General features: G+C 59.8%; 23 protein-coding genes. 10 read left to right on the forward strand and 13 right to left on the reverse strand.

All coding sequences use genetic code 11. The features are described 5' to 3' along the window. The first annotated feature begins 310 nt into the window (after positions 1-310). The 5 genes from ACX80D_RS08535 to ACX80D_RS08555 all read left to right on the forward strand — a co-directional run bounded on the left by ACX80D_RS08535 (position 311) and on the right by ACX80D_RS08555 (position 6,435). Positions 311-1,066, forward strand: a complete 756-nt coding sequence (locus ACX80D_RS08535; RefSeq protein ID WP_459322228.1) for an NUDIX hydrolase — start codon at positions 311-313, stop codon at positions 1,064-1,066. Between the two features lie 74 nt (positions 1,067-1,140). Then, positions 1,141-2,511, forward strand: a complete 1,371-nt coding sequence (gene nadA / locus ACX80D_RS08540; RefSeq protein WP_459322229.1) for a quinolinate synthase NadA — start codon at positions 1,141-1,143, stop codon at positions 2,509-2,511. Beyond that, on the forward strand, positions 2,508-4,289 hold the full coding sequence (nadB, locus tag ACX80D_RS08545) for an L-aspartate oxidase (protein ID WP_459322230.1): 1,782 nt from the start codon (positions 2,508-2,510) through the stop codon (positions 4,287-4,289). The genes nadA and nadB overlap by 4 nt, the downstream gene beginning before the upstream one ends. Beyond that, a complete protein-coding gene (gene nadC, locus ACX80D_RS08550; protein WP_459322231.1) occupies positions 4,286-5,257 on the forward strand; it encodes a carboxylating nicotinate-nucleotide diphosphorylase in 972 nt (323 codons plus the stop codon). The genes nadB and nadC overlap by 4 nt, the downstream gene beginning before the upstream one ends. Further along, positions 5,254-6,435 (forward strand): cysteine desulfurase family protein, encoded by a 1,182-nt coding sequence (locus tag ACX80D_RS08555; RefSeq protein ID WP_459322232.1) that lies wholly within the window; start codon positions 5,254-5,256, stop codon positions 6,433-6,435. Before nadC ends, ACX80D_RS08555 begins: the two co-directional genes overlap by 4 nt. Positions 6,436-6,500: 65 nt before the next feature. Here the strand turns inward: ACX80D_RS08555 and ACX80D_RS08560 are convergent, their stop codons facing one another. The 7 genes from ACX80D_RS08560 to ACX80D_RS08590 all read right to left on the reverse strand — a co-directional run bounded on the left by ACX80D_RS08560 (position 6,501) and on the right by ACX80D_RS08590 (position 12,984). After that, complete coding sequence (locus ACX80D_RS08560; RefSeq protein ID WP_459322233.1) at positions 6,501-7,199, reverse strand: potassium channel family protein; 699 nt, start codon at positions 7,197-7,199, stop codon at positions 6,501-6,503. Next, positions 7,192-8,559, reverse strand: a complete 1,368-nt coding sequence (locus tag ACX80D_RS08565; protein ID WP_459322234.1) for a TrkH family potassium uptake protein — start codon at positions 8,557-8,559, stop codon at positions 7,192-7,194. Before ACX80D_RS08565 ends, ACX80D_RS08560 begins: the two co-directional genes overlap by 8 nt. 100 nt (positions 8,560-8,659) lie before the next feature. Further along, entirely contained in the window at positions 8,660-9,481 is an 822-nt protein-coding gene (locus tag ACX80D_RS08570) for a polyphosphate polymerase domain-containing protein (protein WP_459322235.1), read from the reverse strand. After that, positions 9,478-10,287: a DUF4956 domain-containing protein gene (locus tag ACX80D_RS08575; protein WP_459322236.1), complete on the reverse strand. Its 810-nt coding sequence runs from the start codon at positions 10,285-10,287 to the stop codon at positions 9,478-9,480. The genes ACX80D_RS08570 and ACX80D_RS08575 overlap by 4 nt, the downstream gene beginning before the upstream one ends. Positions 10,288-10,398: 111 nt before the next feature. Continuing rightward, positions 10,399-11,061, reverse strand: coding sequence for a response regulator transcription factor (locus tag ACX80D_RS08580; protein ID WP_459322237.1), 663 nt, complete (start codon positions 11,059-11,061; stop codon positions 10,399-10,401). Beyond that, positions 11,058-12,563 (reverse strand): sensor histidine kinase, encoded by a 1,506-nt coding sequence (locus ACX80D_RS08585; protein WP_459322255.1) that lies wholly within the window; start codon positions 12,561-12,563, stop codon positions 11,058-11,060. The genes ACX80D_RS08580 and ACX80D_RS08585 overlap by 4 nt, the downstream gene beginning before the upstream one ends. After that, complete coding sequence (locus ACX80D_RS08590; RefSeq protein WP_459322238.1) at positions 12,553-12,984, reverse strand: hypothetical protein; 432 nt, start codon at positions 12,982-12,984, stop codon at positions 12,553-12,555. The genes ACX80D_RS08585 and ACX80D_RS08590 overlap by 11 nt, the downstream gene beginning before the upstream one ends. Before the next feature lie 198 nt (positions 12,985-13,182). Between ACX80D_RS08590 and ACX80D_RS08595 the strand changes: the two genes are divergently transcribed. Continuing rightward, a complete protein-coding gene (locus ACX80D_RS08595; RefSeq protein WP_459322239.1) occupies positions 13,183-13,476 on the forward strand; it encodes a DUF1540 domain-containing protein in 294 nt (97 codons plus the stop codon). 29 nt (positions 13,477-13,505) lie between these two features. Here ACX80D_RS08595 and ACX80D_RS08600 read toward each other — a convergent pair whose 3' ends face one another. After that, a complete protein-coding gene (locus ACX80D_RS08600) occupies positions 13,506-14,087 on the reverse strand; it encodes a GtrA family protein (RefSeq protein ID WP_459322240.1) in 582 nt (193 codons plus the stop codon). A gap of 96 nt (positions 14,088-14,183) precedes the next feature. Then, positions 14,184-15,017 carry a fumarylacetoacetate hydrolase family protein gene (locus ACX80D_RS08605; protein WP_459322241.1) on the reverse strand — a complete coding sequence of 278 codons (834 nt, stop codon included), beginning with the start codon at positions 15,015-15,017 and terminating at the stop codon, positions 14,184-14,186. Between the two features lie 60 nt (positions 15,018-15,077). Between ACX80D_RS08605 and ACX80D_RS08610 the strand changes: the two genes are divergently transcribed. Continuing rightward, positions 15,078-16,577, forward strand: a complete 1,500-nt coding sequence (locus ACX80D_RS08610; protein WP_459322242.1) for a M20/M25/M40 family metallo-hydrolase — start codon at positions 15,078-15,080, stop codon at positions 16,575-16,577. On the opposite strand, the gene ACX80D_RS08615 is transcribed toward ACX80D_RS08610, so the two are convergent. Continuing rightward, the gene (locus tag ACX80D_RS08615) at positions 16,574-17,485 is read right to left on the reverse strand and encodes a PKD domain-containing protein (protein ID WP_459322243.1); all 912 of its coding nucleotides are present in this window, start codon (positions 17,483-17,485) and stop codon (positions 16,574-16,576) included. The two genes, ACX80D_RS08610 and ACX80D_RS08615, sit on opposite strands and share 4 nt — an antisense overlap. Next, positions 17,482-17,964, reverse strand: a complete 483-nt coding sequence (locus ACX80D_RS08620; RefSeq protein ID WP_459322244.1) for a DUF6318 family protein — start codon at positions 17,962-17,964, stop codon at positions 17,482-17,484. Before ACX80D_RS08620 ends, ACX80D_RS08615 begins: the two co-directional genes overlap by 4 nt. 4 nt (positions 17,965-17,968) lie before the next feature. On the opposite strand from ACX80D_RS08620, the gene ACX80D_RS08625 reads away from it, so the two are divergent. Together ACX80D_RS08625 and ACX80D_RS08630 are read left to right on the forward strand one after the other, a co-directional pair. Continuing rightward, on the forward strand, positions 17,969-18,127 hold the full coding sequence (locus ACX80D_RS08625) for a hypothetical protein (protein ID WP_459322245.1): 159 nt from the start codon (positions 17,969-17,971) through the stop codon (positions 18,125-18,127). A 350-nt stretch (positions 18,128-18,477) separates the two neighbouring features. After that, the gene (locus ACX80D_RS08630; RefSeq protein ID WP_459322246.1) at positions 18,478-20,973 is read left to right on the forward strand and encodes an HNH endonuclease signature motif containing protein; all 2,496 of its coding nucleotides are present in this window, start codon (positions 18,478-18,480) and stop codon (positions 20,971-20,973) included. 228 nt (positions 20,974-21,201) lie between these two features. Here the strand turns inward: ACX80D_RS08630 and ACX80D_RS08635 are convergent, their stop codons facing one another. Then, entirely contained in the window at positions 21,202-21,660 is a 459-nt protein-coding gene (locus ACX80D_RS08635; protein ID WP_459322247.1) for a MarR family winged helix-turn-helix transcriptional regulator, read from the reverse strand. 1 nt (position 21,661) lies between these two features. Then, positions 21,662-22,780 (reverse strand): LLM class flavin-dependent oxidoreductase, encoded by a 1,119-nt coding sequence (locus ACX80D_RS08640; protein ID WP_459322248.1) that lies wholly within the window; start codon positions 22,778-22,780, stop codon positions 21,662-21,664. Positions 22,781-22,940: 160 nt separating this feature from the next. Here ACX80D_RS08640 and ACX80D_RS08645 point away from each other — a divergent pair, with 160 nt between their 5' ends. Beyond that, a complete protein-coding gene (locus ACX80D_RS08645; protein WP_459322249.1) occupies positions 22,941-23,144 on the forward strand; it encodes a hypothetical protein in 204 nt (67 codons plus the stop codon). Positions 23,145-24,289: the final 1,145 nt, after the last annotated feature.

A 24,289-nucleotide genomic window follows, 5' to 3' on the forward strand; every position in this document is an offset into this window, starting at 1 on the left:
TTACCCGGGAAAACGTGGGAAAAACGTGGTGAATGCGTGGTGAATGCGTGGAAGAAGCGGGCAGGGAGAGCAGATGCCCCGTCAAGCATTATCCACCATGCGATCAGCTGGCCAAAGTGGGGAGGTGGTGCCATCTCTGGAATTCACGTTGAAGTGCGCGCTGCAGTCTAGCCAGAGCGGTCTCTGTAACGTGGCTGCAGTCCGGGGAATTTGTTCCAAGGCTGCAAAGCGTCGTAGAATCAGATGTAGTCAAAGTGACTCTAACTAAAGCTGGTACACAGGCTGGCCAACAGAAGGTGGGGTGCAAGGCATGGAACGGACCCAATTTATGGCCGCCGCAAACGTCAGTGAACGCTTGGTGCAGCCACCTGCCTTGGCAATTTCCACTGTGATTTTTGCCCTGCGTCCCAGTGAGAAGAGTGGGCGACCCACCTTGTGGTTGCCGCTTGTTCGGCGCATTCGGGAACCGTTCAAGGGCTTATGGGCTCTGCCGGGCGGGCCCCTGACACAAGCGGATTCCCTGCAGGATGCCGCAGCCCGCAACCTTCAAGACACCACAGGGTTGGCGCCAAGCTACCTCGAACAGCTTTACGCCTTCGGAGGCCTGCACCGTTCTCCGAGCCAGCGCGTGGTCTCGATTGTGTATTGGGCGCTGGTACAGCCCACCGAAGCCGAGCTGGCGCAGGAATCCGAAAACGTGCGGTGGTTCCGTGCCGACGGTTTGGAAGAGCTGGCCTTCGATCACAACGAGATTGTGGCCTACGCGTTGTGGCGCTTGCGTAACAAGATGGAATACGGCTCCATTGCCTACCATTTGCTCGGTGAAAAGTTCACGCTGGCTCAGGTGCGTGAGGTCTACGAGGCGGTTCTGAACCGCACTTTGGATCCAGCCAACTTCCGCCGGCAGCTCAAACAGACAGCACTCATTGAGCCCACCGAAGAATTCCAACAAGGCGGCAAGCACAGGCCGCCGCGCCTCTACCGCTACACCGGAATGGATAGTTCATCCAGCGACGTCGGTCCTTTAAGGCCTACTCCGTCCAGTCTTTCATTGCCAGCTAGCTAACCTGGCCTGATCTGTAACCGCCCCAGCCCACCCAAACCCCATTCTCTCTTTGCCGCACACTCTTGGAGCAAGCCATGACATCCGTGAACACCACCCTTCAGCTCATCACCCGCGAGCAAGCCGAAACGGCACAGCTTCATGCGCAGCGCTCCGGCTTGCCCGGCCGTGCGCAGGAAAGCTGCGACGACGATCTTGCCAAAGGCCCGTGGGAATTCGATCTCGCCGAGGCGCTCGCTGGCACCCCCGGTTACGGTCCCGGCGCCTCCAATGAGGACAAAGCCCCAGCTGCTACCCCAGTCCAAGGCCAGTTGCCGCAGGAATACAAGGACGCCTCCGACGCCGAACTTGAGACCCGCATTCTCGCCGCCAAAGCAGAACTTGGGGAACGCGTCGTTGTGCTTGGGCATTTTTACCAGCGGGATGAAGTGGTGCAATTCGCCGACTTCGTGGGCGACTCCTTCCAACTCGCCAACGCAGCCAAAACGCGCACTGAGGCTGAAGCCATCGTGTTCTGTGGCGTGCACTTCATGGCCGAGACGGCCGATATGCTCTCTGGCTCGCAGCAGAGCGTGATCTTGCCGAACCTTGCGGCTGGCTGTTCCATGGCGGACATGGCTGATCTGCCCTCGGTTGAGGCCTGCTGGGCGGAACTGGAAGAGCACTACGGCACCGAGCCCGACGCCGAGGGCCGTGTACCCGTAATCCCGGTGACGTACATGAACTCATCTGCCGCACTGAAGGCATTCTGCGGGGAGCACGGGGGCATTGTCTGCACGTCCTCGAATGCGTCGACCGTGCTGGAGTGGGCGTTCGAACGCGGCCAACGTGTGCTGTTCTTCCCCGACCAGCACCTGGGCCGCAACACGGCCAAGGCCATGGGCGTCCCGCTGGAAGAGATGCCGTTGTGGAATCCGCGCCTGCCACTGGGCGGGAATAGCTCCGAGATCATGGACAACGCCAAAGTGGTGTTGTGGCAAGGCTTTTGCTCGGTTCACAAGCGTTTCACCACCGGGCAAATTGAGCAGGCTCGCATCGATTTCCCGGGCGTGCGTGTGATTGTCCACCCGGAGTGCCCCATGGAGGTTGTGGACGCAGCCGATGAAGCTGGGTCCACCGATTACATCCTCAAGGCCATCCAGGCTGCCCCCGACGGAACCACCTTCGCCATCGGCACCGAAATCAACATGGTCAACCGGCTCGCGGCACAATACCCGCAGCACACCATCTTCTGCCTTGATCCGGTCATCTGCCCGTGCTCCACCATGTACCGCATCCACCCCGGGTACCTGGCTTGGGTGCTTGAAGGGCTGGTTGCAGGCGAGGTCCGCAACCAAATCACCGTGCCTGAGGCTACCGCCGTCAACGCCCGCATTGCCCTGGAACGGATGCTCGCCGCTAAGCCACACCCAAAGACGACGCAACCCAAGAGTGACGCACGCGCATGAGTAACTCGCATCTGGTGGTTGTGGGCAGCGGCATTGCCGGGCTTTATGGTGCGTTGCTCGCCGCCGAGGCAGGATCGCGAGTCACCCTCCTGACCAAGGGAACGCTGGCGCAAAGCAACACTCATCAAGCTCAGGGTGGCATTTGTGCCGTGCTCGCTGAGGGTGAGGCTGCCCCGGGCGACTCTGTGGAGGCGCACATTACCGATACCCTCAAAGCCGGCGCAGGCCAGTGCGATCCTGCCGCCGTGCGCATCCTGTGTACCGAGGCAGCCGCCGATATCGCTGCCCTTGAGCGGTTCGGCGTGCGCTTTGACCGAGACGCTAGCGGACACCGTTCACTGGGATTGGAGGGAGCCCACTCTGCCGCCCGGATCCTGCACGCAGGCGGCGACGCTACGGGGGCCGCCATCGCCAACGGTCTGATCGCCGCCATTTGCGAGCAGGCCGAACTAGGCCTCATCACGCTTCTGGAGAATAGCTTCGCGACAGAGCTCCTCGCTGCTGACGCTTCCGACTCTTCTGGCTCTGACATTGACACTGACGCGCACGACGCCGGGACCCCGCCACGTGCGACCATCGCCGGCATCGCCTACCTAGACTCAACTAACGAACGCCAGAGCCTGGCCGCCGACGCCGTCCTGCTCGCTACCGGGGGTGCCGGTCAGCTGTTTGAATTCACCACCAACCCGCACGTTGCCACGGGCGACGGCGTAGCCCTCGCCTGGCGCGCCGGTGCCGTGCTGGCCGATCTTGAATACTTCCAGTTTCACCCCACGGCGCTCGCAATCGGGCAGAACTTCCTCATTTCCGAGGCCGTGCGCGGCGCGGGAGCCGTGCTGCGTGACGCTACAGGCGAGGCCTTCATGACGCGCTACCACCCAGAAGGGGACCTTGCCCCGCGTGATGTTCTCTCTCGAAGCATCGCCGCTCATCTGCAAACTCCCGCGGAGAACGCTCGGATTGCAGGTGAGCCCGAAGGCCCCGCCCACGTCTTCTTGGATGCCAGCGGCATCGAGGAGACCAATGGCGCCGGATACCTGGCCCGCCGGTTTCCCACGATCGACTCCGCCACCGCCACGCTCGGCTTCGACTGGCGCCGCGACTGGTTGCCCGTGGCCCCGGCAGCGCACTACTGGATGGGTGGTGTGAGTACCGATCTGCACGGACGCACTTCCATCGCCGGACTCTACGCCGCGGGGGAAGTGGCCTGCACCGGCGTCCACGGCGCCAATCGTTTAGCCTCCAACTCGTTGCTTGAGGGTCTAGTTTTCAGCCGCCGAGCTGTCGCTGACTTCACCTCACTGGACCAGCATGCATCTCCGGACCAGAACGTCCCGCCCGTCAAGAACGACGCCGTGACAGCCCTTGAGGGATTCCGGAACCACCCTGCTGGGTTGGGCCGGGAGACGTTGCGCCATCTGATGGGGCAGCATGCGGCCGTGGTGCGGGATGCCAGCGGGCAGCGGCACGTTGCGAACGCACTGCAGAATGACACCGCACTCCACAGCGAGACCGAACCACACAGCGAGGGACATTCTGTGTCAGAGACCTTTACTCTGCGCCAGCAACTAGAGGACCAGAACTTGCAGCTTGTAGCCGGGCTCCTGGTCCATGCAGCACTGGCCCGGGAGAACTCTGTCGGTGCGCATTACCGCAGTGACTTCCCGCAGGGACCTGATATTCCGCAGGGCCCAGCGTCCCGGGACTCCAACCACTGGGTGAACCTCGACGCCCACTTGACCACCATCGAACTCCAGCGTGAAAGCGAAATAGTATGAACGCCGTCGTGCCTGTCTTGACTGAAACTGCCCTCAATGACATCTCGCTGCCGCAGCTGCCACACACGGCAGTAGCCGAGATTCTCCAACGCGCCTTTGCCGAGGATGCGCCCTACGGGGACATCACCTCCGCGACGCTGCTGCCAGCTGATGCGCGGGCCACTGCATGGCTGGTGGCGCGGGAGCCGGGCATCTTCTCCGGGGGCGAGGTAGTCCGTGCCGCCATGACTATGCAGGATCCTGCGGCAGAGGTTGAGCAGTTGGTGGCCGACGGCACCCGCTTCGCAACAGGCGAGCGCCTCATGTCCGTCACCGGGCTGGCGCGGGCAGTGCTGACGGGGGAGCGGATCGCGCTGAACCTGACGCAACGGATGAGCGCCATCGCCACCCAGACCGCCGACTACGCGGCGCTGATCGCCGGCAACAAAGCCCGAGTTACCGATACGCGCAAAACCACTCCCGGCCTGCGCATCTTGGAGCGCTATGCCGTGCGCTGCGGGGGCGGGCACAATCATCGCTTCTCGCTCTCGGACGCCGTGCTGGCCAAGGACAATCACCTGGCCGTGCTGACCGGCGGCGATTTGGGGAAGCTGACCGCGGCGCTCGCAGGCGTGCGTGCCCAGCTCCCGCACACCGTGCACTTCGAGGTGGAAGTGGATGCGATCGAGCAAATCGAACCCGTGCTGGCCGCCGGCGTGGACACCATCATGCTGGATAACTTCAGCAACGAAGAACTTCTTCAAAGCGTTGCGCTGATCAACGGCCGCGCGCTGGTGGAGGCCAGCGGCAACGTGAACCTCTCCACCATCGCCGGCATCGCGCGCACGGGGGTCGACATCATCTCCGTCGGCGCCCTGACCCACAGCGTCCGGGCGCTGGATCTGGGCCTGGACATTGCCGTGGAACTATCGGAGGCCGTGGAGCTCACGGATACCGCGGAGCCGAAAGCTCCCGCGGAACTGCTGTGATCTTCCTCGACGCGGCCGCCACCACGCCGGTTCGGCGAGAGGTCATCGAGGCGATGTTCCCGTACTTGACCAACCAGTTCGGCAATCCGTCCAGCCACCACGAGCTGGGGGATTTGGCCGCTACGGCTCTGGAAAAGGCGCGTGAAAAATGTGCGACGGCGTTGAGCTGCCATGCTGAAGAGCTCACCTTTACCTCCGGGGGGACCGAGGCCGATAACCTCGCCTTGAAGGGCATTGCGCTGGCCCGCCGCGCACAGGACCCCCGGTTGAACCGGGTACTCATCAGTGCCATAGAGCATCCGGCCATTGTGGAATCGGCAGACTTTTTACGTCGCGTCCACGGTTTTATTGTCGTGACGGTGCCGGTCGATGAACAGGGGCTGGTGAACCCTGAGGTATTCGCTGCGATGCTTGCCGGCACTCATGAATCGGCCGCGGATGAATCGGCGGGGGTTGCCGTAGCTTCCATCATGTACGCCAACAATGAGGTGGGCACGATTCAGGACATCCCCGCGTTGGCTGCTATCGCTGCGGCGGCGGGCGTGCCGCTGCACAGCGACGCCGTTCAAGCTGCGGGCTGGTTGCCGCTCGATGTTCACGCCCTGGGCGTGACAGCTTTGAGCATTTCTGGCCATAAGGTCGGAGCGCCCAAGGGTGTTGGCCTGTTGTTTCTGAAGAGTGGCACTCGCTGCGAGGCGCTCATCCACGGCGGTGGACAAGAGCGCGGCACTCGCTCAGGCACCGAAAATGTGGCGTTTGCGGTAGCTCTAGCCACCGCGTTGGTGATGGCAGAAGCGGGCCGGAGTGCCGCCGTCGAACGTGTCAGTGCATTGCGAGACACCTTCATTGACCAAGTCTTGGCGACGGTCCCGGCAGCGATGTTAACCGGCGACCCAGTACGCCGGCTGCCGAATGTTGCTTCATTTTGTCTGCCGGGAACCAGTGGCGAATCGGTGTTGCTGGAGCTGGAACGGCGGGGGATCGTGTGCTCATCGGGTTCGGCCTGCGCGGCGGGATCAGATGAACCATCGGCCGTGCTGAGCGCCATGGGCATTGAACGGACTGTGGCTCAGACGGCGCTGCGTTTTAGTTTCGGAGCAGATGCTACGCCTGCTGATCTGGACACGGCGGCCGCTGAATTGACGGCCGCCGTGGAGCGGATGCTGCGGCTGGGCTGAGCGCCACAGACCGGAAATGTACAGACGGGATACGTACAGCCGGGATATGTACTCACGTGATGTGATCAGAGCAGTGCTGCGAAGCGTTCCGCGGCGGAGGTGGTACCGGCGACGATAATCTGGTCGTCCTCGCGGAGCACGGTTTGTGTGGTGGTGTAGTCCCATTCCTGGTTATGCCTTTTCACAGCCACAATGGTGACGTGGTGACGGGCCCTGATCCCTGTTTCACCGAGCGCCTTGTTCACTGCTTCCTTGGGCGGGCGGGTTTTGACCATCGCAAAGCCATCTTCGAACTCAACGTAGTCGAGCATGGCGCCACGGACCAAGTGTGCCACCCGGCGTCCCATGTCCTGCTCGGGATGAATGACATGCTCGACCCCAAGCTGCTCCAAGATCTGGCCGTGGGCGACACTGACAGCTTTGGCCCAAATGGAGGGCTTGTTGAAACGCAACAAGGCGGAGGTGGTCAGGATGCTGGCCTCGAGGTCGCTGCCGATGCCCACCACGGCTCGATCGAATTCGTGCACGGAGAGCTGACGCAGCACCTCCTCCTTGGTGGAATCGGCGCGTACCACGTGCGTCAGGAGCCCATTGAACGATTGGACGATGTCCTCGTCGTTATCAATTCCCAGCACTTCGGTCCCGGCGGATGCCAATTCCAGGGCCAGTGCACCGCCGAAGCGTCCCAGTCCGATGACCACCACGGAGTTGGCGTCGGCAATATGTTCCATGGACTTGGGGGTGAACAGATGGTGCTTAGCCAATGAGTGGCCTTTCTTTCGGGAATTCGTACATCATGGGACGGGCGCGCAACGCTAGTGCGGAGGCCAGAGTGACCGGACCCAGCCGGCCGATGAACATCAGGAAGACCAGCATCAATTGTCCGGCAGGTGGCAGCTGGGCAGTAATGCCGGTGGATAGGCCTACGGTAGCGAAGGCTGAGGTTGTTTCAAAGAGCAGCCGGTCCAGACCAAAGTCCGTCATCAGCATCAGGACCATGGTGGATCCGATGACGAGGGCCACGGCCAGCAGCACAATCGTGATGGCTTGGCGGTGAACAGCACGGGAGAGCCTTTTGCCGAAAATGTTCACGGCGGTGCCGCCCTGGACCTCGGTCAACAGGATGAAGAAGAGGACGGCAAAGGTGGTGATCTTCAATCCGCCCGCGGTGCCGGCCGGGCCGCCACCAATGAACATGAGGATGTCCATGCCCAGCCAGGTCGCCGGATCCATCTGTCCGATGTCCACGGAATTGAAGCCTGCGGTTCGGGTGATAACTGATTGGAAGAACCCCGCCAGCAACTTATCAGCCGAGGAAAGCACACCTAAAGTCTTGGGGTTGGACCATTCTAGGGCGCAGATGAACGCGGTTCCTGCGGCCAGCAGACCCACCGTCCCGTAGATGACCAGTTTGGTGTTCATGGTCCAGTGCAACGGTCGCCGGTACTGGCGCCGGAGTTCGAACAGCACCGGAAAGCCCATGCCGCCAACGATGACGGCTGCAGCGATCGGCAGGCAGATCCACGGGTCTCCCACGAAACCCATCAGGTTGTCGCTGAAGAGTGCGAAGCCGGCATTGTTGAACGCGGAGATGGAGTGGAAGAACCCCAGCCACAAGGAATGGCCCCAAGGGTTGCCCAGCCCCAGAGCAAAGCGCAGGGTCAGGAGTAGGGCCACGATTAGTTCGGTGACCACCGTGATGCGCAGCACGCCCAGCAGTACTGAGCGCACATCGCCGAAGCCGGTGCTCTTGGTTTCTGCCGCGGCCTGAATGCGTGACTTCAGCCCCAACCGTTTGGCCATCAACACCCCGAGTAGCGAAGCGAAGGACATGATGCCTAGGCCGCCTAGCTGGATCAGTGCCAGGATCACCACCTGCCCGAACGGCGTCCAGTAGGTGGGTGTGTCAACGATCGCCAGGCCCGTCACACAGACGGCGGAGGTGGCGGTGAAAAGGGCCTCGAGGAGATTAGCGCCTCCGGCGCCGGACTTTGCGATGGGAAGCATCAGCACCAACGTTCCGAGCGCGATGGCTACCCCAAAACCAGTGGCTATTGCTTGTGCCGGATGGTGGGGAAGAACCACCCGGGCAAAGGCCCTGACTCTACTTACTACGACATGCATAAGTCATAGAGTAAGCGCTGACATGGAAAACCCAACTATTGGCCGCAGGTCCCACCGATGCTTTGGAGAACGGGGATCCTTTTGCGGGCGGGACTTACTCTCAGGAACGCATAGCGCCGGCCAGCGCGTGCCGGCCATTCCAAGCTTCCGGCGCCCGATCCCAGCTGAAGCGTTCCCGCAAAACCCGGTTCCAACGGTTGGCCGGAAGATGCGGGTGCAACAGGGCAATGCCAACGCAGTACTTGCTCATACTCAAGTCCCGGATACCCATCTGCGCCAAAACCCTGTCCGCCACGCCCCGGCCGTCCTCCGACTTTGTTTCCACCACTACCAAGTCCGGGCCAGCAACGTCTTGTTGGCCATCGCGGCAAACCAACTGGACATCGCAGGTAAGCCGTTCGCGGCTATTCCGGTTGACGAGGGTCCCCCGGCGGTAATCCACGGTCATGACCGGGGTGAGCTGGGGGAGAGGGAGCCCGTACTCGGAATCGAGCAAGCCGGCTAGAAATTCCTGCGCTTGGGCATTCATGATGGTGCTTTGCTCTAGTGGATAGGAGATGCGGTGCTTGTCGGTTTCGCCGCGGGCCCCCTTCAGCTTGGCCTCAAACATGCACAACCCGGAGTCGAGATACGTGCGGGTGCGCACCTTGAAGCGGTGGCGCCGGCCCTGCCTATGTGCCCGGAACTGGTCCAGCCCAGGCGTGTCGAAGTAGGTGGAGCTGTACCCAAAGATCCGGCGATCGGCGATTTCCATGACGGCAAAGTCATCATCGAGCCGCTCTAATAACGTTGCCAGTTGGCTTCGGGTGAGCAAGAATTTCTTGTCCACACGGCGTTGCAGGGCTGCTTCCTCATTCACTTCCGCAAGACTGATCGGCTGACGCCGCGCCAGCGCTGTATCGAGAACATCGGCGCAGCTCATGATCGACTCCCTACCTGGTTGCTCTGTAGTTGATTGGCGGGTATCGGGTTGGCTGTGGCTTGGTTAGCCGGTGTCTGGCGGGGCTGCACTGAAGGGTACTGCGGGAAGTTGGAGTTGTTGCCATCAAACTGAATCCCGGGGGCTTGGGCTGCGCTGGCCCAAAACTCGCCAGCCATATCGGGGCTGCACTGGGCTGCACTTGCTGTTTGGGTTGTTGTTTGGGTTGTTGTTTGGGTTGCTGTGGTGGTTGTGGCTGGCGTAGTTGCAGCTTTGTAGCGGACGTCCACCACGGTCAGATCGCGGACGGTGTCCAGCTCCATGACTTCAATGCGCATGACGTTCCCGCCCAGCAACACCTCCAATGCCTTCCTGAGTTCGCCCTCATGAGCGTAGGCGCGGTCCAAAGTGACAGTCTGCCGGCGGGTACGAGGGGCGATGCGCGGGTGGTCGGCCAGAAACAGTACCGCAACCAGCGCCACCGAGAGGACCGGCGACAGCCACACCGGGTCCGGATGCAATCCGTTCATCAGGCCCAGCACCAAGGCGGCAAAGTAGTAGCCGATCTCGCCCTGCGTCAGCGTGTCTGACCGCAACCGGATGATGGAGAGCACCCCGAACAGTCCCAGCCCCAGGCCCATGCCGGCACCGCTGCCGGACATCAGCATGGTGACCAGCATGATGCCCACGTTCAGGCACACGTAGGCAATAGCCAGATCACGGCGCTGGTAGCGGGGGAAATATACGGCGTACACCAAGACGCTGATGCAGACCATATTGGCTGCGAGTGCAATCCAGAGGTTGAACATGATGGCTCCTAATGAGTGAAGGTTCGTTGTCTTACCTCCACTATTGCGGGCCACTATGAGAGAAAAAGGAGACCCAGATGAGAGGGCTCTCATGAACTTTCGGCCCCGGACTCAGTCCAGTTTGAGCCGGTACCCCATGCCACGGATGGTCTCAATCCGCTCGGCTCCGAACTTCTTTCTGAGGTAGCGAATGTACACATCCACAATGTTTGAGCCAGGGTCGAAGTCAAAACCCCACACTTGGGAGAGCAACTGCTCGCGGGAGAGCACTTGGTCCCGGTGCCGGAATAGGGTCTCGGCCAGGGCAAACTCGCGGGCGCTGAGATCCTTGGGGACACCATCTACTAAGGCCCGGCGGGTGCGCAGATCCAAAGTGAGGGATCCAGCCGTGAGCACCGTGGCCTCTTCCAGTACATGCCCGCGCAGGCGCAGCCTGACACGGGCCAATAGTTCATCGAAGGCAAAGGGTTTGGGCAGATAGTCGTCGGCTCCGCCCACGAGTCCGGCAACCTTGTCTTCGACGCTACTGCGCGCTGAAAGGATCAGTACCGGAATATCCACCCGATCCTCACGGAGCCGGCGCAGCACGGTCAAACCGTCCATGACCGGCAGCCCAATGTCCAAGATCAGCAGATCATGAACATAAGAACGGGCCTCGTCATAGGCGGACTGGCCATCGGCCACCACCTGGGTCACGAAGCCCTCGGCATTGAGGCCTTTTTGCACAAATGTGGCAATACGTGCCTCGTCCTCAGCAATTAAGATCCGTTTCATGGGGTACCTTTCTGCGGGGTATCGGCGTATAGCTCGTCATCGACCGATTCGTTCTCGAGAATGATGGGCACCGGAAGGTGCAGGGTAAAGATGGATCCTGCTCCGGGAGAGCTGGCAACCGTGACGCTGCCGCCGTGGGCCTGCGCAATCGACTTCACAATGGACAGGCCCAACCCGGCGCCGGACTTTGGATTGGGGCCTGTGCCGCGGTGGAAGCGGGAGAAGATGCCTGCATGGTCTTCTTCGGCGATCCCAGACCCAGTGTCACGGACCCACACAAGGAGGGTCCCGCCGTCGTCCATGGAATTGTTCTGTGAACTGGGCACGATTGAAGTGGGCACGATCTGCGAACCAAAGGCAATGGTGCCGCTGGCGGGCGTGTGTGCCACGGCGTTGGATGCCAGTTGCATGAGGGCCTGGGTGAGGCGTTGGCCGTCGGCGATGGCGCGCCCCTCGGCGAGTTCGTCGATGCTCCACTGCTGTGGTCCGAGCATGCTGGCTTTGCTCAGCGCGTCCATGATGAGGTCCATGAGTTCAAGTTCGTGGGGGATAACAAAGTCGGGCTGTTGGGCCTTGGCGAGCAGGAGCAGATCGTTGACGATCCGGGCCATCCGGTCGAGTTCGTCGGTGACCAGGGCAACGGTATCTGCGCGCTCAGCAGGGTCCTCGCTCATCATTTCCAGGTGACCGCGGATGACGGTGATGGGAGTGCGGAGCTCGTGGCCGGCGTCGTCAACAAATTGTTGTTGGGTGGCGAAAGCCCTTTCCAGCCGGTCCAGCATTCCGTTGAAAGTGGTGGCAAGGGCAGAGACATCGTCATGGCCAGTCACCTCGATGCGTCCGTGGAAGTCGGCTTCGGTGATGGACTCGGCTTTCTCGCGGACCAGCCGCACGGGGGCCAGCACACGTCCGGCAATGAGCCAGCTGGCAATTCCGGCGCCAATCACCGCGAGAATCCCGGCCAGAGCGAAGATTCCTAGCGAAGAAAATAGCGGGGCGGCGACGGCATCGCGGAACTGAACGCTGACCAAGGCTCCGGGCAGGGGATCCCCATCGACGGTGACGGGAATGACGGCATAAGAGACCTCCCCGCCTGGCGTCTTATACCGGCCGTGGATAGGTTCGGTATGACCAGATACCAACGCCAAAAACTCCGGGTCCGTATCCAGCCGAACCGGCGGTTCACCGGCCGTGCGTCGAGTGGGGACGCCGTCGACCATGCTGAAGGCGGTTTCCGCCGGGTCCGACACGGTGTACTGCAGGTAGCGAGTCAGTAGGTCATTGGCGGTGAATTGCGAGCGGCCGGTGGGAGACGTGGCAAAGGTGCGGAAACTTGATGCTGCATGGGTGAGCCGGTCATCGACCATGGCATCGGTGCGAGCCGACAATATCTGGGCTGAGAACGCAATGGAACCAGCAAACGCCACAGAAATGAGCAGCACCATGGCGCCGATGATGCGGGCCCTAGCGCTGAACGTTCGGCGGGGGCGCTTAGTTGTCATCAAGATCGTCGTCTGTGTCGTCTGAGTCGTCTGAGTCGTCTGAGTCGTCTGCATCGTCGATGTCATCATCGACTCCGTGTAGATCGTCGCAGTCATCGTCATCATCGCTGTCGCCGGAGAGCGGCGCGCAGCCGGGGACCACCACGGCGCCGCTACCGGGTGCGGTGGATGCTGGCGGTGGGGCGGCCGGCGCTGTGCTGGGCGCCGCTGTAGGCGTTGCGCTTGGTGCGGCCGTAGTGAGCGGAGCCGTGCTGGTGGTCGGTGTCGGCGTGGCTGTGGCTGGCCGGATACCCGTAGGCGTCACCACAACCGTGGTGCCCAGTTGGGGTTCGGAGTTGGAGACGAGGAACCCTGTAGCTATCAAAGCTCCACCAAAAACGAGGGCTACAAAAGTGATCAGGATGAACCGTGGAATATGCATGGTTCTATCCTTTCGCTGAAGGGTGACCGTTAGATGAGGCCTACATGAGAGTTCTCTCATCCAAACATGTTCCCGAAGAACGTGCCACTACACGAGTAATTACGGCACAAAAATTCGCCCTAGTTACTTTGTGGATTTTGGGCGTACGGTGACAGTAACCCAGCCACTGGGGCTGGCTTTAGCATCAAGGAGGACGCCATGACCGTCACCGTTCCAGTCACCGAATGCGCCGTTTCCAACTGCTCCTTCAACGATCACACGCATTGCGGTGCCGCCGGCATCACGATCGGCGGACAGTCTGATCATGCCCAGTGCGCCACCTTCATCGACATTGGCGTTCATGGTGGATTGCCTAAGGTGTTGGCCTCCGTGGGGGCCTGCCAGCGTTCGGAGTGTTCCCACAACGAAAACCTCATGTGTGGTGCCGCTGCGGTACAGGTTGGGCCAGGGGCGGATAACGCCGATTGCCTCACCTACGAACACACCACATAAGGATCCGCGGGTGCAATGGCTGTAAACGGCTAGTGGGGGAGATCGGCCTGATCGCCGAGGCCGCCCTCGGAGCCGGCTGCAGCATTGCTTGTTGCATCGCTCTCGGTTGACACCGTGCCGTGGCGAGCCCTCCGGAAAATCCAGTACCGCAGGAGTAGAAAACGCGTTACTGCGGAAGCCACGTTGCCGAGCACAATCACAGCCAGCTCCACCCAAATTGAGGCGCCAGGCGCGAGCCTGTGAAGCAGCAACAAGCTACCGCTGGTCATGGCCAAAGCCAGCATCATCACCCACAGCCCACGGCGGTGGTCTCGCCACCACATATGCCGGCTGTTGATACCAAAACTCATGCGCCGGTTGAGCTCAGTATTCAGCACAGAACACAGCATCAAGGAAATGACGTTTGCCCACTGTGTGCCCGTCACGGGGCGAAGTCCAGCGAAGATGGTCATGGAGATAACGGTGCAAATAATGGCAACCAGGCCAAAACCTCGCAATTGTGCGGCCAAGACAGGGTGGCCTCGCCACCAGTTTCGGAGTACAGCAAAAGCCCCGCTGTCTGTTGGGGCGGGCTCTCTGGGGAAAGGATCTTGGGGTGTTGTGGTTGCCATGTCTTACTGAATCTTGTCAGTTGAGAGTACCGAGGCCCAACTTATCAAGAGTGTGTTGCTAGTAAACGGTCTTCGGATCGGGCGGAAAGAGTGTGATTACAGCCCGGCAATCACGGGGTTGCGCAGTTCGCCGATTCCGCCAACCCGGCAGATAACTTCATCGCCGGGGTTGATCTGACGGCACTCTGCCGGGAAGCCGGTCATGATCACATCGCCGGGCTGCAGGGTCATGAAGCTGCTCAAGTAGACCAAGATTTCATCCACGCCCCAACCCAGATCGTCGCTTGAGGCGGGTGCCAGCTCGGTGCCGTTGTGCACAATACTGATGGCCACGCCGTCGTCCTTCAGGCCCACAACAATCCACGGGCCCAACGGGGTGAAGGTGTCCGGGCTCTTGGCGCTAATCCAGAGTTCGTCAGATTTCTGGGCGTCGCGGGCGGAAACGTCGTTGCCAATGGTGAAGCCGAGGATGGCGCTGCGTGCGGTCTCCAACGTGAGGTTCTTTGCCGCACGGCCAACCACGATCGTCAGCTCGGCTTCAGGATCAACATAGCCAACGGTGGGGCTCAGCTCAATGGCATCGTCCGGGCCAACCACGGAGCTAGCGGCCTTGTGAAAGGCCTGTGGAGGAAGCGCGCGGCCCGGGGCGCCGGTGTTGTGAGCCATCCCAAAAACATTGACGGGGGCACAGGGCGCCAGGAACGTGAACTGATCTTGCATGACAATTGCGCCCAGGGTCCAGCCATCGCGGGCGGCACTGTTCTGGTTCGCAGGGGAGGCCGGGAAAGGGGTTTCGACGAGCTGCCAGATGCGGCCTTCGGGGCTGTCGAAGTCGACGGCATCATTGCGGACAAAGAATTGCTCGGCCAAGGGCGCCGCAACAGCATCGACGGGGCGGACACGGGCAAGGCGGAAGGGCGCAGTAGTCATGAGGACATCCTACCTCTTGCTGAGAGTGTGCTCCCGGTCACGTGGCATAGACTTCCTGACATGCCTAAAGGAACCGTGAATTCGCTTAGTCGTGCCGTGACAGCTGCATTGTCCGTAGGGGTAGCGGGTGCCGTAGCGGTGATGGGTGTCCGTGCTTTCCGGGCTGGGGCTGGAACCCCAGTTGGCGACTTTGGGGCCGCGCTGAATGCAGCCGAAATAGGTGGGGAGTACGCACAGTCCGCAGCGGATCAGCTCAGCGAATTGATCACTTTCCGGACGGTTTTCTCCAGTGCGCGAGACAGGATTGAATTGGAGCAGTTCACTGGATTCATCGATGCGTTGGCCCGTTTGTACCCTCTGACTCATGCCAGCTTGAGCCGAGAATACGTCAATGGCCATGCGCTGCTCTATCGATGGGCAGGAAGCGGCCCGATTGCTGGTTCCAGGCCCACGGTGTTGATGGCCCATTACGATGTGGTCCCCGTGGACACCCGTGACAACTGGAGCCACCCTGGTTTCTCAGGACACCAGCAGGACGGATACGTCTGGGGACGTGGCGCCCTTGATAATAAGGGCGCCCTAGTAGTGATCATGAATGCGATTGAGTCTCTACTGGCGGAGGGATTTACGCCTGTCCACGATGTTTATCTGTCCTTCGGTAACAATGAGGAGACTGCCGGAGACAGCGCCCAAGCAGCCGTTTCGCTGTTGGCCGCTCGGGGAGTCAAGCCTTGGCTGGTCCTTGATGAAGGCGGTGCGGTAGCCGTTGGTGCGTTTCCAGGGATGACTGCTCCGGTGGCCGTGATTGGAGTGGCCGAGAAAGGCATTCTGGATTTGCAACTCCTGACTCGGGGTATAGGTGGGCATGCATCAACGCCTTCCCGAATGGGTGCCACCGCCCGTCTGGCGCAGGCCATCGTGGCACTGGAAGAGTCGCCTTTTCCTGCCTCCATGCCGGATCCCATTGCCGAAATGATGCGGCGCATGGGATCGAATAGCGGATTCGTGCTGCGCCTCGTGACCCAGAACCTCTGGGCCTTCAAGGGCCTACTCACGCAAGCCTTCGGTGTGATTGGCGATGAGACTCGCGCTCTGACCCGGACTACCGTGGCGGTGACCATGCTCGAGGGTAGCAAAGCAACCAATGTTTTGGCCTCTACCGCGCGTGCGAATGCTAATATTCGCATTGCTGCGGGGGAGAGTGTTGACACGGTGGTTGCCCGAGTTCGGGCCATCATTGACGACCCAGAGGTGGAATTGACAGTGATTTCTGGTTACGATCCGTCACCGGCTTCATCCTTCTCGAACGAACAGTTCGAGCTGCTTAGTCGGGCGGTTTCAGTCTCATACCCGGACGCCGTGGTAACGCCTTATATCCAGACTGGGGCCACCGATTCACGGCACTTCACCGCCATTTCCTCAGCGGTCTACAGATTCTCGCCCTTGCTGATGGATGTCTCAGACCGGAGCTCGCTGCATGCTGTCAATGAGCGTGTCCGTATCAGTTCTTTGGGCGCAGGTGTGGTCTTTTACCGTGAGCTGCTGCTCGGGCTGGTTTAGCAGCCGATTCCGTTGGGGTTGGCGAAGCAGTCGTCGGCGTAGAGGTGGGTTTCGGCGCGCCAGACGGTCAGCGGTTGCGCTGGCGAGGGGATGTTGCCTTGGCCGGGGATGGGTAGTTCGGGTCCGCCGTTGACGCTGTAAGTGCCGTCGAAGTGGGTAGTGACGCTGATGGTGAGACGGCCGGTTTCGGTGTAGATGTGACTGGTTTGGGTTTGTTCGCCGACCCGGTCTTGGTGCAGGAGTGCTCCGTGAATGGGCGTGGGTCCCCAGAGGGTTCCGTCACCATAGTTCCAGGTGTAGGCCACCGGTGTTGCGGTGATCGTGACGCTTTGGCCCAGCATGGTGAGGTTGAAGGTTTGTGTGCTGGCTGTGGCCCAGACGTTGGTCTCCTTCCCGCGCAGGGTGTGGGGTCCTGGCTGGCTGCCGAATTCTGCAGCGGCGACCGGGGTGCGCTGGAATTCGTGGGCTATTTGACCGGCGATTTCGGCTAGGAGATCGCGGGGTTGCTCAGCGTAGACACAGACTGGACCTGAATGAAATGTCCAGATTAGTGGATCAAAAGCTGTGTCGGCAAAATACCAATACACGGAAACACCGGGCTTCCCGTCGGGCCCACCGTCACCAGTCGAACACGATGGCATGACCGAGGCGCATTCGACAAAAATGGTGCTGTCGCCGTCAGCGCAGGCAAGTCGCATTTCGTACACAAAGGAGTTTTGTGTGTCCGTTTGAGGACTGGGTGCGTAGCTATCGCTCCCGGGAATCTGCTCATATCCATCCACCTCGAGCGTGGCACCACTCCACCGTGGGGGTTCTTTGACCTCAGCGGGTAGAAGGCCCAGAGCAAAGCCGAACATCGAGGACAAGAGCAGAGTAGCGGTGCCAATGTGAAAGACGGGCTTCTTCATGGCTGATTTACCATTGGTTCAGCCGTGTGCGCCACCCACAGGTCACCATTGAACGAAGCAATCAAAATGTTTTTCTCCGCAATGTCTTGCGGGTAATCAAATGAAAGTGAGCCATCAGATTTGTAGTAAGAAACTTTGTTTTGGCGAACCAGAAGGAGAGCTTGGTAGGTTCCTTCGGGCGTCTCTACGAATGTGGTCGTTGATTGGATGACCACCATCTGACCGCCGACGATCCAGCCATTTTCCTTGTACCAAGCGCCGACTGGTTCACTGATTTGAGGACAAGTTTTGCAATCTGCATCACTGATCTCCATCATGGGGTCGGCGTCTCCTGTTTCGAAGGCGTAGCCGAGGGTGCTATACCAGTATTCAGCGAAGGAGAGCAGGCCTTCCTTGCTGAATTCTCTGGCTTTTGCGGGGAGAACCGGAAAAGGGACGTTTTGGGCTGGCCCTTCTGCCGTGGCTGGTTTGTAAACCACAGTCGTGGTTGGCGGCGAGGTTGAGGGCTCCGACGTGGCTGTGGGCGTGGTGGGTGGTTGGCTGCTGGTGCTCGGTGTCGATGCGCTGGAGCTTGGGTTTGTGGGCGACGATGTGCAGCCAGTGAGAGGCAGTATCGCGGCAAGGCAGATGGCTACGGCATAAGAGCGCAATCTTGACTGGTGCCGAAAACAGTTTGTCGTCGTTTTGGCGTTCCGACGTAGAAATTTGCTGCGGTTATCTTGCATGCTTGCCCCTACCCGTGGCGCGGTGTGGGCAGCGTCCTCGTCCTTGAGGTGGCTGCTCTGTGGCTTCTTAACAAGGTACACGCGGCGCGGCGTACCTGCTAGAAGTTATCCACAACTACAGATAATTCCTCTCCGAAAGGTCGTTCCGATGCCGATTTGGGAACCCGACCAAGTCATCCATTCCTCCACAGGCGGTTCAGTGTACTGAGCATTCACATTCCGCAGTAACTCAACCAAAATGTCAGTGCCTTCTTCTAGAATATATGTATGAACAACGCGGCAAAGATGCCAGAAACACAGGCATCCGATTCAATGGATTTCAGGGTTGGTGATCGTGTTCACCAACTCCTCAGCCTTGTCGCATCCCTTGTTCACTCCACTGAAAGAGTGGTTTTGGTAGATCACCGTGCGGGAATTTCTGTGTCATCGACTGGTTCTGGCGATGGATCTAGCGCTAGGGAGCAGATGCCCTTTGGTCTTGATCTAGGGACATTTTCTGATGCAGAGTCTCTTCGTTGGGCTCAAGACCTTGAGCAACTTGGCCGTATCCATCAAGGCCTGACGGTACAGTCAGCCGCTGACATCACTCAACGTGTTGATGCTGGCCGGTATGCGGCAACAGGTGTGCACGGGAGCGTGGATCTCCTTACTCAATCGCTAAAGATCAGTGCAGCCGAGGCTAGGCGCAGGATCGGTTTAGCCCAAACTTTGTTGCCGGCTCAAGATCTGATCACCGGTGAACGGATTCCTGTCACCGAGCAACAGATACTAAGCGAGGCCTTCTTCAAGGGTCAGCTCTCGGTAGAACAAACTTCGATGATCAGTAAGTTCCTGACAGAAGCCCGCGGTCTACTCAACGATGATCGGATCGATGCCCAGACGTGCAGCGACGTGGAAGAAACTTTGGTTGAGACGGGCATGGAGGAGGGCCCTGATTTTCTGCGGCATGCAGGTAACAGAATAATGTCGCATCTTGACCCCGACGGGCAAAAACCTACCCCAGGAGACTTGATAGCAAAGCAAGGGCTATTCTTCCGCAAGCCCCGCCGGGGGTTGATTCACTTTGATGGACATATGACGATCGAGCAATACGAGAATCTCATGGTCGCTATCGGCACCGCCACGAATCCCAACAAACACAAAGACATCAACACCATCAACACTCCAGAAGGCTCGGGCAACGACACCACAACTGCACCCAGCCATGACGGGCATGAGCAAGACGGGCAGTACACCGGTGAGAGGTCCGAATACGCGCAGGCAAGTACCGCGGAGAGCCCTGCTAGAAACGCCGCGGACAGCCCCGAAAGAAACTCCACAGGAAGTACTGCGCCTTCGGGAGATACTGTGCCCTCAACAGCTGACGATGACGTAGTCCCGGACACTAAGGACGAAACAAGCCCAGAATCCGACGGGCAGGAGCGCTTGTTCGATCAGCTGAGCGGCATCATTGGACTTATGGGGATGGCAGGAAACCCCTGCAATCCTCAGGACACCAGTCTTTTCACCGCTGCATCGTCGGACTCCGCAGACGAGCCAACCTTCCCAGAAACCCCAGAAACGCCAGACACCCCAGAAACCCCAGAAACTCCAGAAACGTCCGATCCGCCGGGTGTCCCGGAACCACCGACAGAACCGGATTCGGTTTCCGAGGATCACTCCCAAGCGCCTCCGGATGCGACCAAGATTTCCAGTCGTTTTGGGTTGCGGGGACAGCTCTGGCCACGGGTCTTGGAGCCGTGGGAGATCCCGCCCCGCCCACCCAACGCACCACCAGAGGCTGTGCCCCCGGTCTACGAGGGAGACAAGTGGTTTTGGTTCGCTCAACCCGGCACCACAACTCAAGGCTGGGCCACTCGACAAGAATCCGCTGCATCCTTTATGGCGACACTGCAACCAGAAACGAAGCAGCCAGATGACAGTGGGAATTCTACCGGTGGCCTGTTCAGTAACAGCGGCCCACTGATTGATCTAGATCCGTCAGAGGATCAAAACACAATGCCGAATGGCGCTCGACAAGAGCGGGTCGTGGAGGGGGTGCGGATCCCACCCCCTGGATCGGGGGAGATTCTTGATGAACTGGACAGTAGTGACCCAGCCAGTACCGACCCTGTCACCAAGGACACCCGAACCTATGGTCAAAAACTACTTGACGGGCTCCTGGATTGCGTAAAGCTCGCCGCTCGCACAGACAAACTACCGGTGAATGGCGGATTGAAGACTCAGCTTTTCATCACGGTCAGCCAAGCCGATATTGACCGTCAGGACGGCGCCGGCACAGCATTCACCACCTACACCGGCCCTGTATCACTAGCCTTGTTCGGTCAGTCCCTGTGCGATCCTGATATCACCCGGATCGGCATGGGCGAAGGGCAACAAATCCTTCGCCTCGGGAGAACTCAACGCCTCTTCACCGCAGCACAACGAAAAGTTCTCCAAGCTCGTGACCTAGGATGTTGCTTCCCAGACTGCACCATGGCAGCGCCTTGGACCGAGGCACACCACGTGATTCCTTGGCAACAGGGCGGAGAGACCAACATCGACAACGGTGCCCTTCTCTGTAGTCGCCACCACACCCTAATTCACCACAGCGATTGGGTCTTGGAAATTGTCAACGGAACGCCGACCTTCACTGCTCCGTACTTCATCGACCCCAGCCAAACACCACGTAGCAACACCTATCACCGTGGTCTCACCAAAAACATTCGCATCAGCAAGGGCTCGAAGCCCAACGGGCCCCGCGGATCAACCCGCAACGTGTAGCCCTCCTCGAGCAGCAGAGGGGCGCCGAAGTTCCGTATCCCCGAATCTGGAAACCCTGAAATTCGGAATCGCAGAACCACAGGGAAGCTGCGCCACAGAAAAGCAGAACGGCCCACTCGTAAGCGGGCCGTTCTGTTGAGTAACTATCAAATCAGTAATCACCAAATTACTAACTATCAAAATTCTGTGGTCACCCAAGGCATGCCCCGGATACTCATCACGGAGCGGCTAGTGCCCTACCACTGATGCCCGCAGCTTGCTGGTTAGATCCTGCAGAGTGCGCATTTCATCGTCCGTCAGGGCCACTTCCATCAGCTCCATGATCCGCTGCACATGTGCACGCCCCACGGTCTTCTGCTTAGCGGCACCCGTTTCGGTGAGTCCGATCAAAACACCACGTTTGTCGTCTTCGGCAGACTTGCGATGGATCAGGCCGCGCGACTCCAACCGGTCCACCATCCGCGAAATGCTCGGCTGGGTCAGTAGCACGTGCTCGTTGAGCTCGTTGAGTCGAAGCCAGCCGCTAGGACAGCGCGAGAGCTGGTACAAAATATCGTACTCTCGGCTGCCTACCTCCTTGAATACGGGCTCTTTCTGCAACTCACGCATCATGGCCACCTGCGACGTCAGCAGTGACTCCCATGAATCTGTAGCCAGTCTGCGGTGACTTTGTGTTGCCGAGGACATGTCACTTCACCCCTGATGCTGATGTGGAACTTTCGACGCCGGCTGCTGCCTGGGCGGCGGCGCGGCGGGCCTCGAAGGTGGGACCTTCGGGGACGGACGCGGGACGGTTCTTGGCGAACTCCTCGCGGAGTGTGGGCAGAACATCGGAACCAAAGAGGTCCAGCTGTTCGAGAACTGTCTTGAGCGGCAGACCTGCGTGGTCCACCAGGAATAGCTGACGCTGGTAGTCACCGAAGTAGTCCCGGAACGCCAGGGTCTTCTCGATCATTTCCTCCGGGCTACCAACTGTTAGTGGCGTCTGTGAGGTGAAGTCCTCCATGGATGGGCCGTGGCCGTAGACAGGTGCGTTGTCGAAGTAGGGGCGGAATTCATTGACGGCGTCCTGCGAGTTCTTGCGGATGAAGAACTGACCGCCCAAGCCAACAATGGCCTGTTCCGGGGTGCCATGGCCGTAGTGTGCGTAACGCTCACGGTAGAGGTTGATCAGCTGGATGTAGTGTTCCTTGGGCCAGAAGATGTTGTTGGCGAAGAAGCCGTCACCGTAGTAGGCGGCGATCTCGGCGACCTGGGGCGTGCGGATGGCGCCGTGCCAGACAAAGGGCGCAACGCCGTCGAGCGGGCGGGGCGTGGAGGTGAAGCCGCGCAGCGGGGTACGGAACTTGCCCTCCCAATTCACTACCTCTTCATCCCAGAGACGGCGCAGCAGTGCGTAGTTTTCAACGGTCAGTTCCACAGAATCTTGGTTGTTCTTGCCGAACCAGGGATAGACGGCGCCCATGTTGCCGCGGCCAAGAACAATGTCGGAACGGCCATCGGCGAGGTGCTGCAGGGTTGCGAAGTCTTCAGCAATCTTGACAGGATCGTTGGTGGTGATCAGTGTGGTGCTCGTGGAGAGGATGATTTTCTCCGTTTGCGCCGCGATGTAGGCCAAGATGGTCGAGGGAGAGCTGGGATAGAATGGCGGGTTGTGGTGCTCTCCGGTAGCGAAGACGTCCATGCCGATGTCTTCGGCGTGCTTGGCGATGGTAGTGATGGCCTTCAGACGCTCGTGTTCGGTGGGGGTGCGCCCTGTGGTCGGATCCATGGTGATGTCGCCGACGCTGAAAATTCCGAACTGCATGATCTGCTCCTTAGCTCCCGGGGTCCCCGGCAGGTATATGCGTTTGTATCTACTATATGGCTCAACCCGCGGGTCTCCCAATATGTTCCCAGCGAGGGACTGCGGTTAGCATGCTCACAGAGCTAGGTAGTCCAAGTTACAGTCTTCGTGGACGTAGGCCGTGGCAGTAGCGCGAAGTGACGTGGCGGGTGCCAGCATCGGCCTTGCGCCCACAGCTATAGCCACAGCCATTGTGAGTTTCGTGGTCGTGGTTGAGCTGACCAGCGGCATTCTGCAGAGCTACTACACGCCGCTGCTGACGAGTATGACGATCGCCGGCCGCGGGCAGCGGAGGGCTTGTGACGTCGCTGCCGCAGCCCGCTGACTCAGACGGGCACGGCAAACCGGGCTCATCAATGGTACGAAAATTGTGGGCGGGGCCTTCGTCTCCTGCAGCTTCGGTATTGTCTTGGCCGGGCAAGGCTCTGGGGTCACTGACAGCGGACGCTTGTTCAACGGCTGCTCCATTGGTGGGGTACATGATGGTGTGGGCCATTTGCGGTGTCACCGCACTCGTGGCTGCGATCGCGCTGTACATTATGCCGACGGTTTCCTCCAACAGAGAGCGCCTCCGGATAGTTCCGGGACCGACACGCAGGCTTCCAAGTTCGCCGAAGAAGTGCTCCGATACCCTGTTGAAGGCGAACACGACCGCGAGTCCACATGCAGCCAAGGCTCTGAAGCAGCTAAAACTTTGCCAGAACTCATACCTTGGTGGCGCAGAAGAAATCTGGAACGACACATTCATGATCAACTACAACGGGGCGCCGCCACCGCCGCCGCTGTCGCCACCGAGTCACTTTCCGGGTCGAGGGGTACCGGGGCTTGCGCCTCAGCCAGGCAATGGGAGGGCACTATTTATTGTTCTCGACTCGGTGGCCGTTGTATTGGTTCTTACTCTGATCGCTCTGTTTGAGTGGGTCATTCCCGCATTGATAAAGGGAAGCAATGAGGGTGATTCCCTAACGACGCCGACCGCGAGCCAGTCGGCGTCGAGCGCACCGAGCCGCGAGACGGCAATGGAGCCGAACAACGTAGCCCGAAATAGAAGCTGACCCGAGCGAGGCACCAACAGATGCAGATGCCGATACCAATGCAGAGACCGATGCCGCAGATCAGGTGCCTGCTGGTGCAATAGCCCTGCCAGCTAGCCGGGATGCATTGAACGGGCCCAGTGACATCCCAGAGAATGAGGGATCCGTTGTTCTCCAAATTTGTCACGGGGGGTCTTCATGCCAGTACCTGAAGTCGTGGGACTACGACGGCACCCCGCACCGGGTAGGCGTCAGCTGCCACAAGAGTTACTGGGACGCCAACCCCGGAACGTTTGAAAAGCTGGCCAACTCCTACCGCATCAACACGTGGAAGCAATAAGCACCAGGTGCGTGAGCTGATACAAAAGCGGGGGTTTTGGCCGATGCTGTTGTCCGGCCCCCCCTCTTCATTCCCTCTTCCTCGTTCATCGGGGGC

This window comes from Arthrobacter sp. Sr24 (assembly GCF_054511175.1).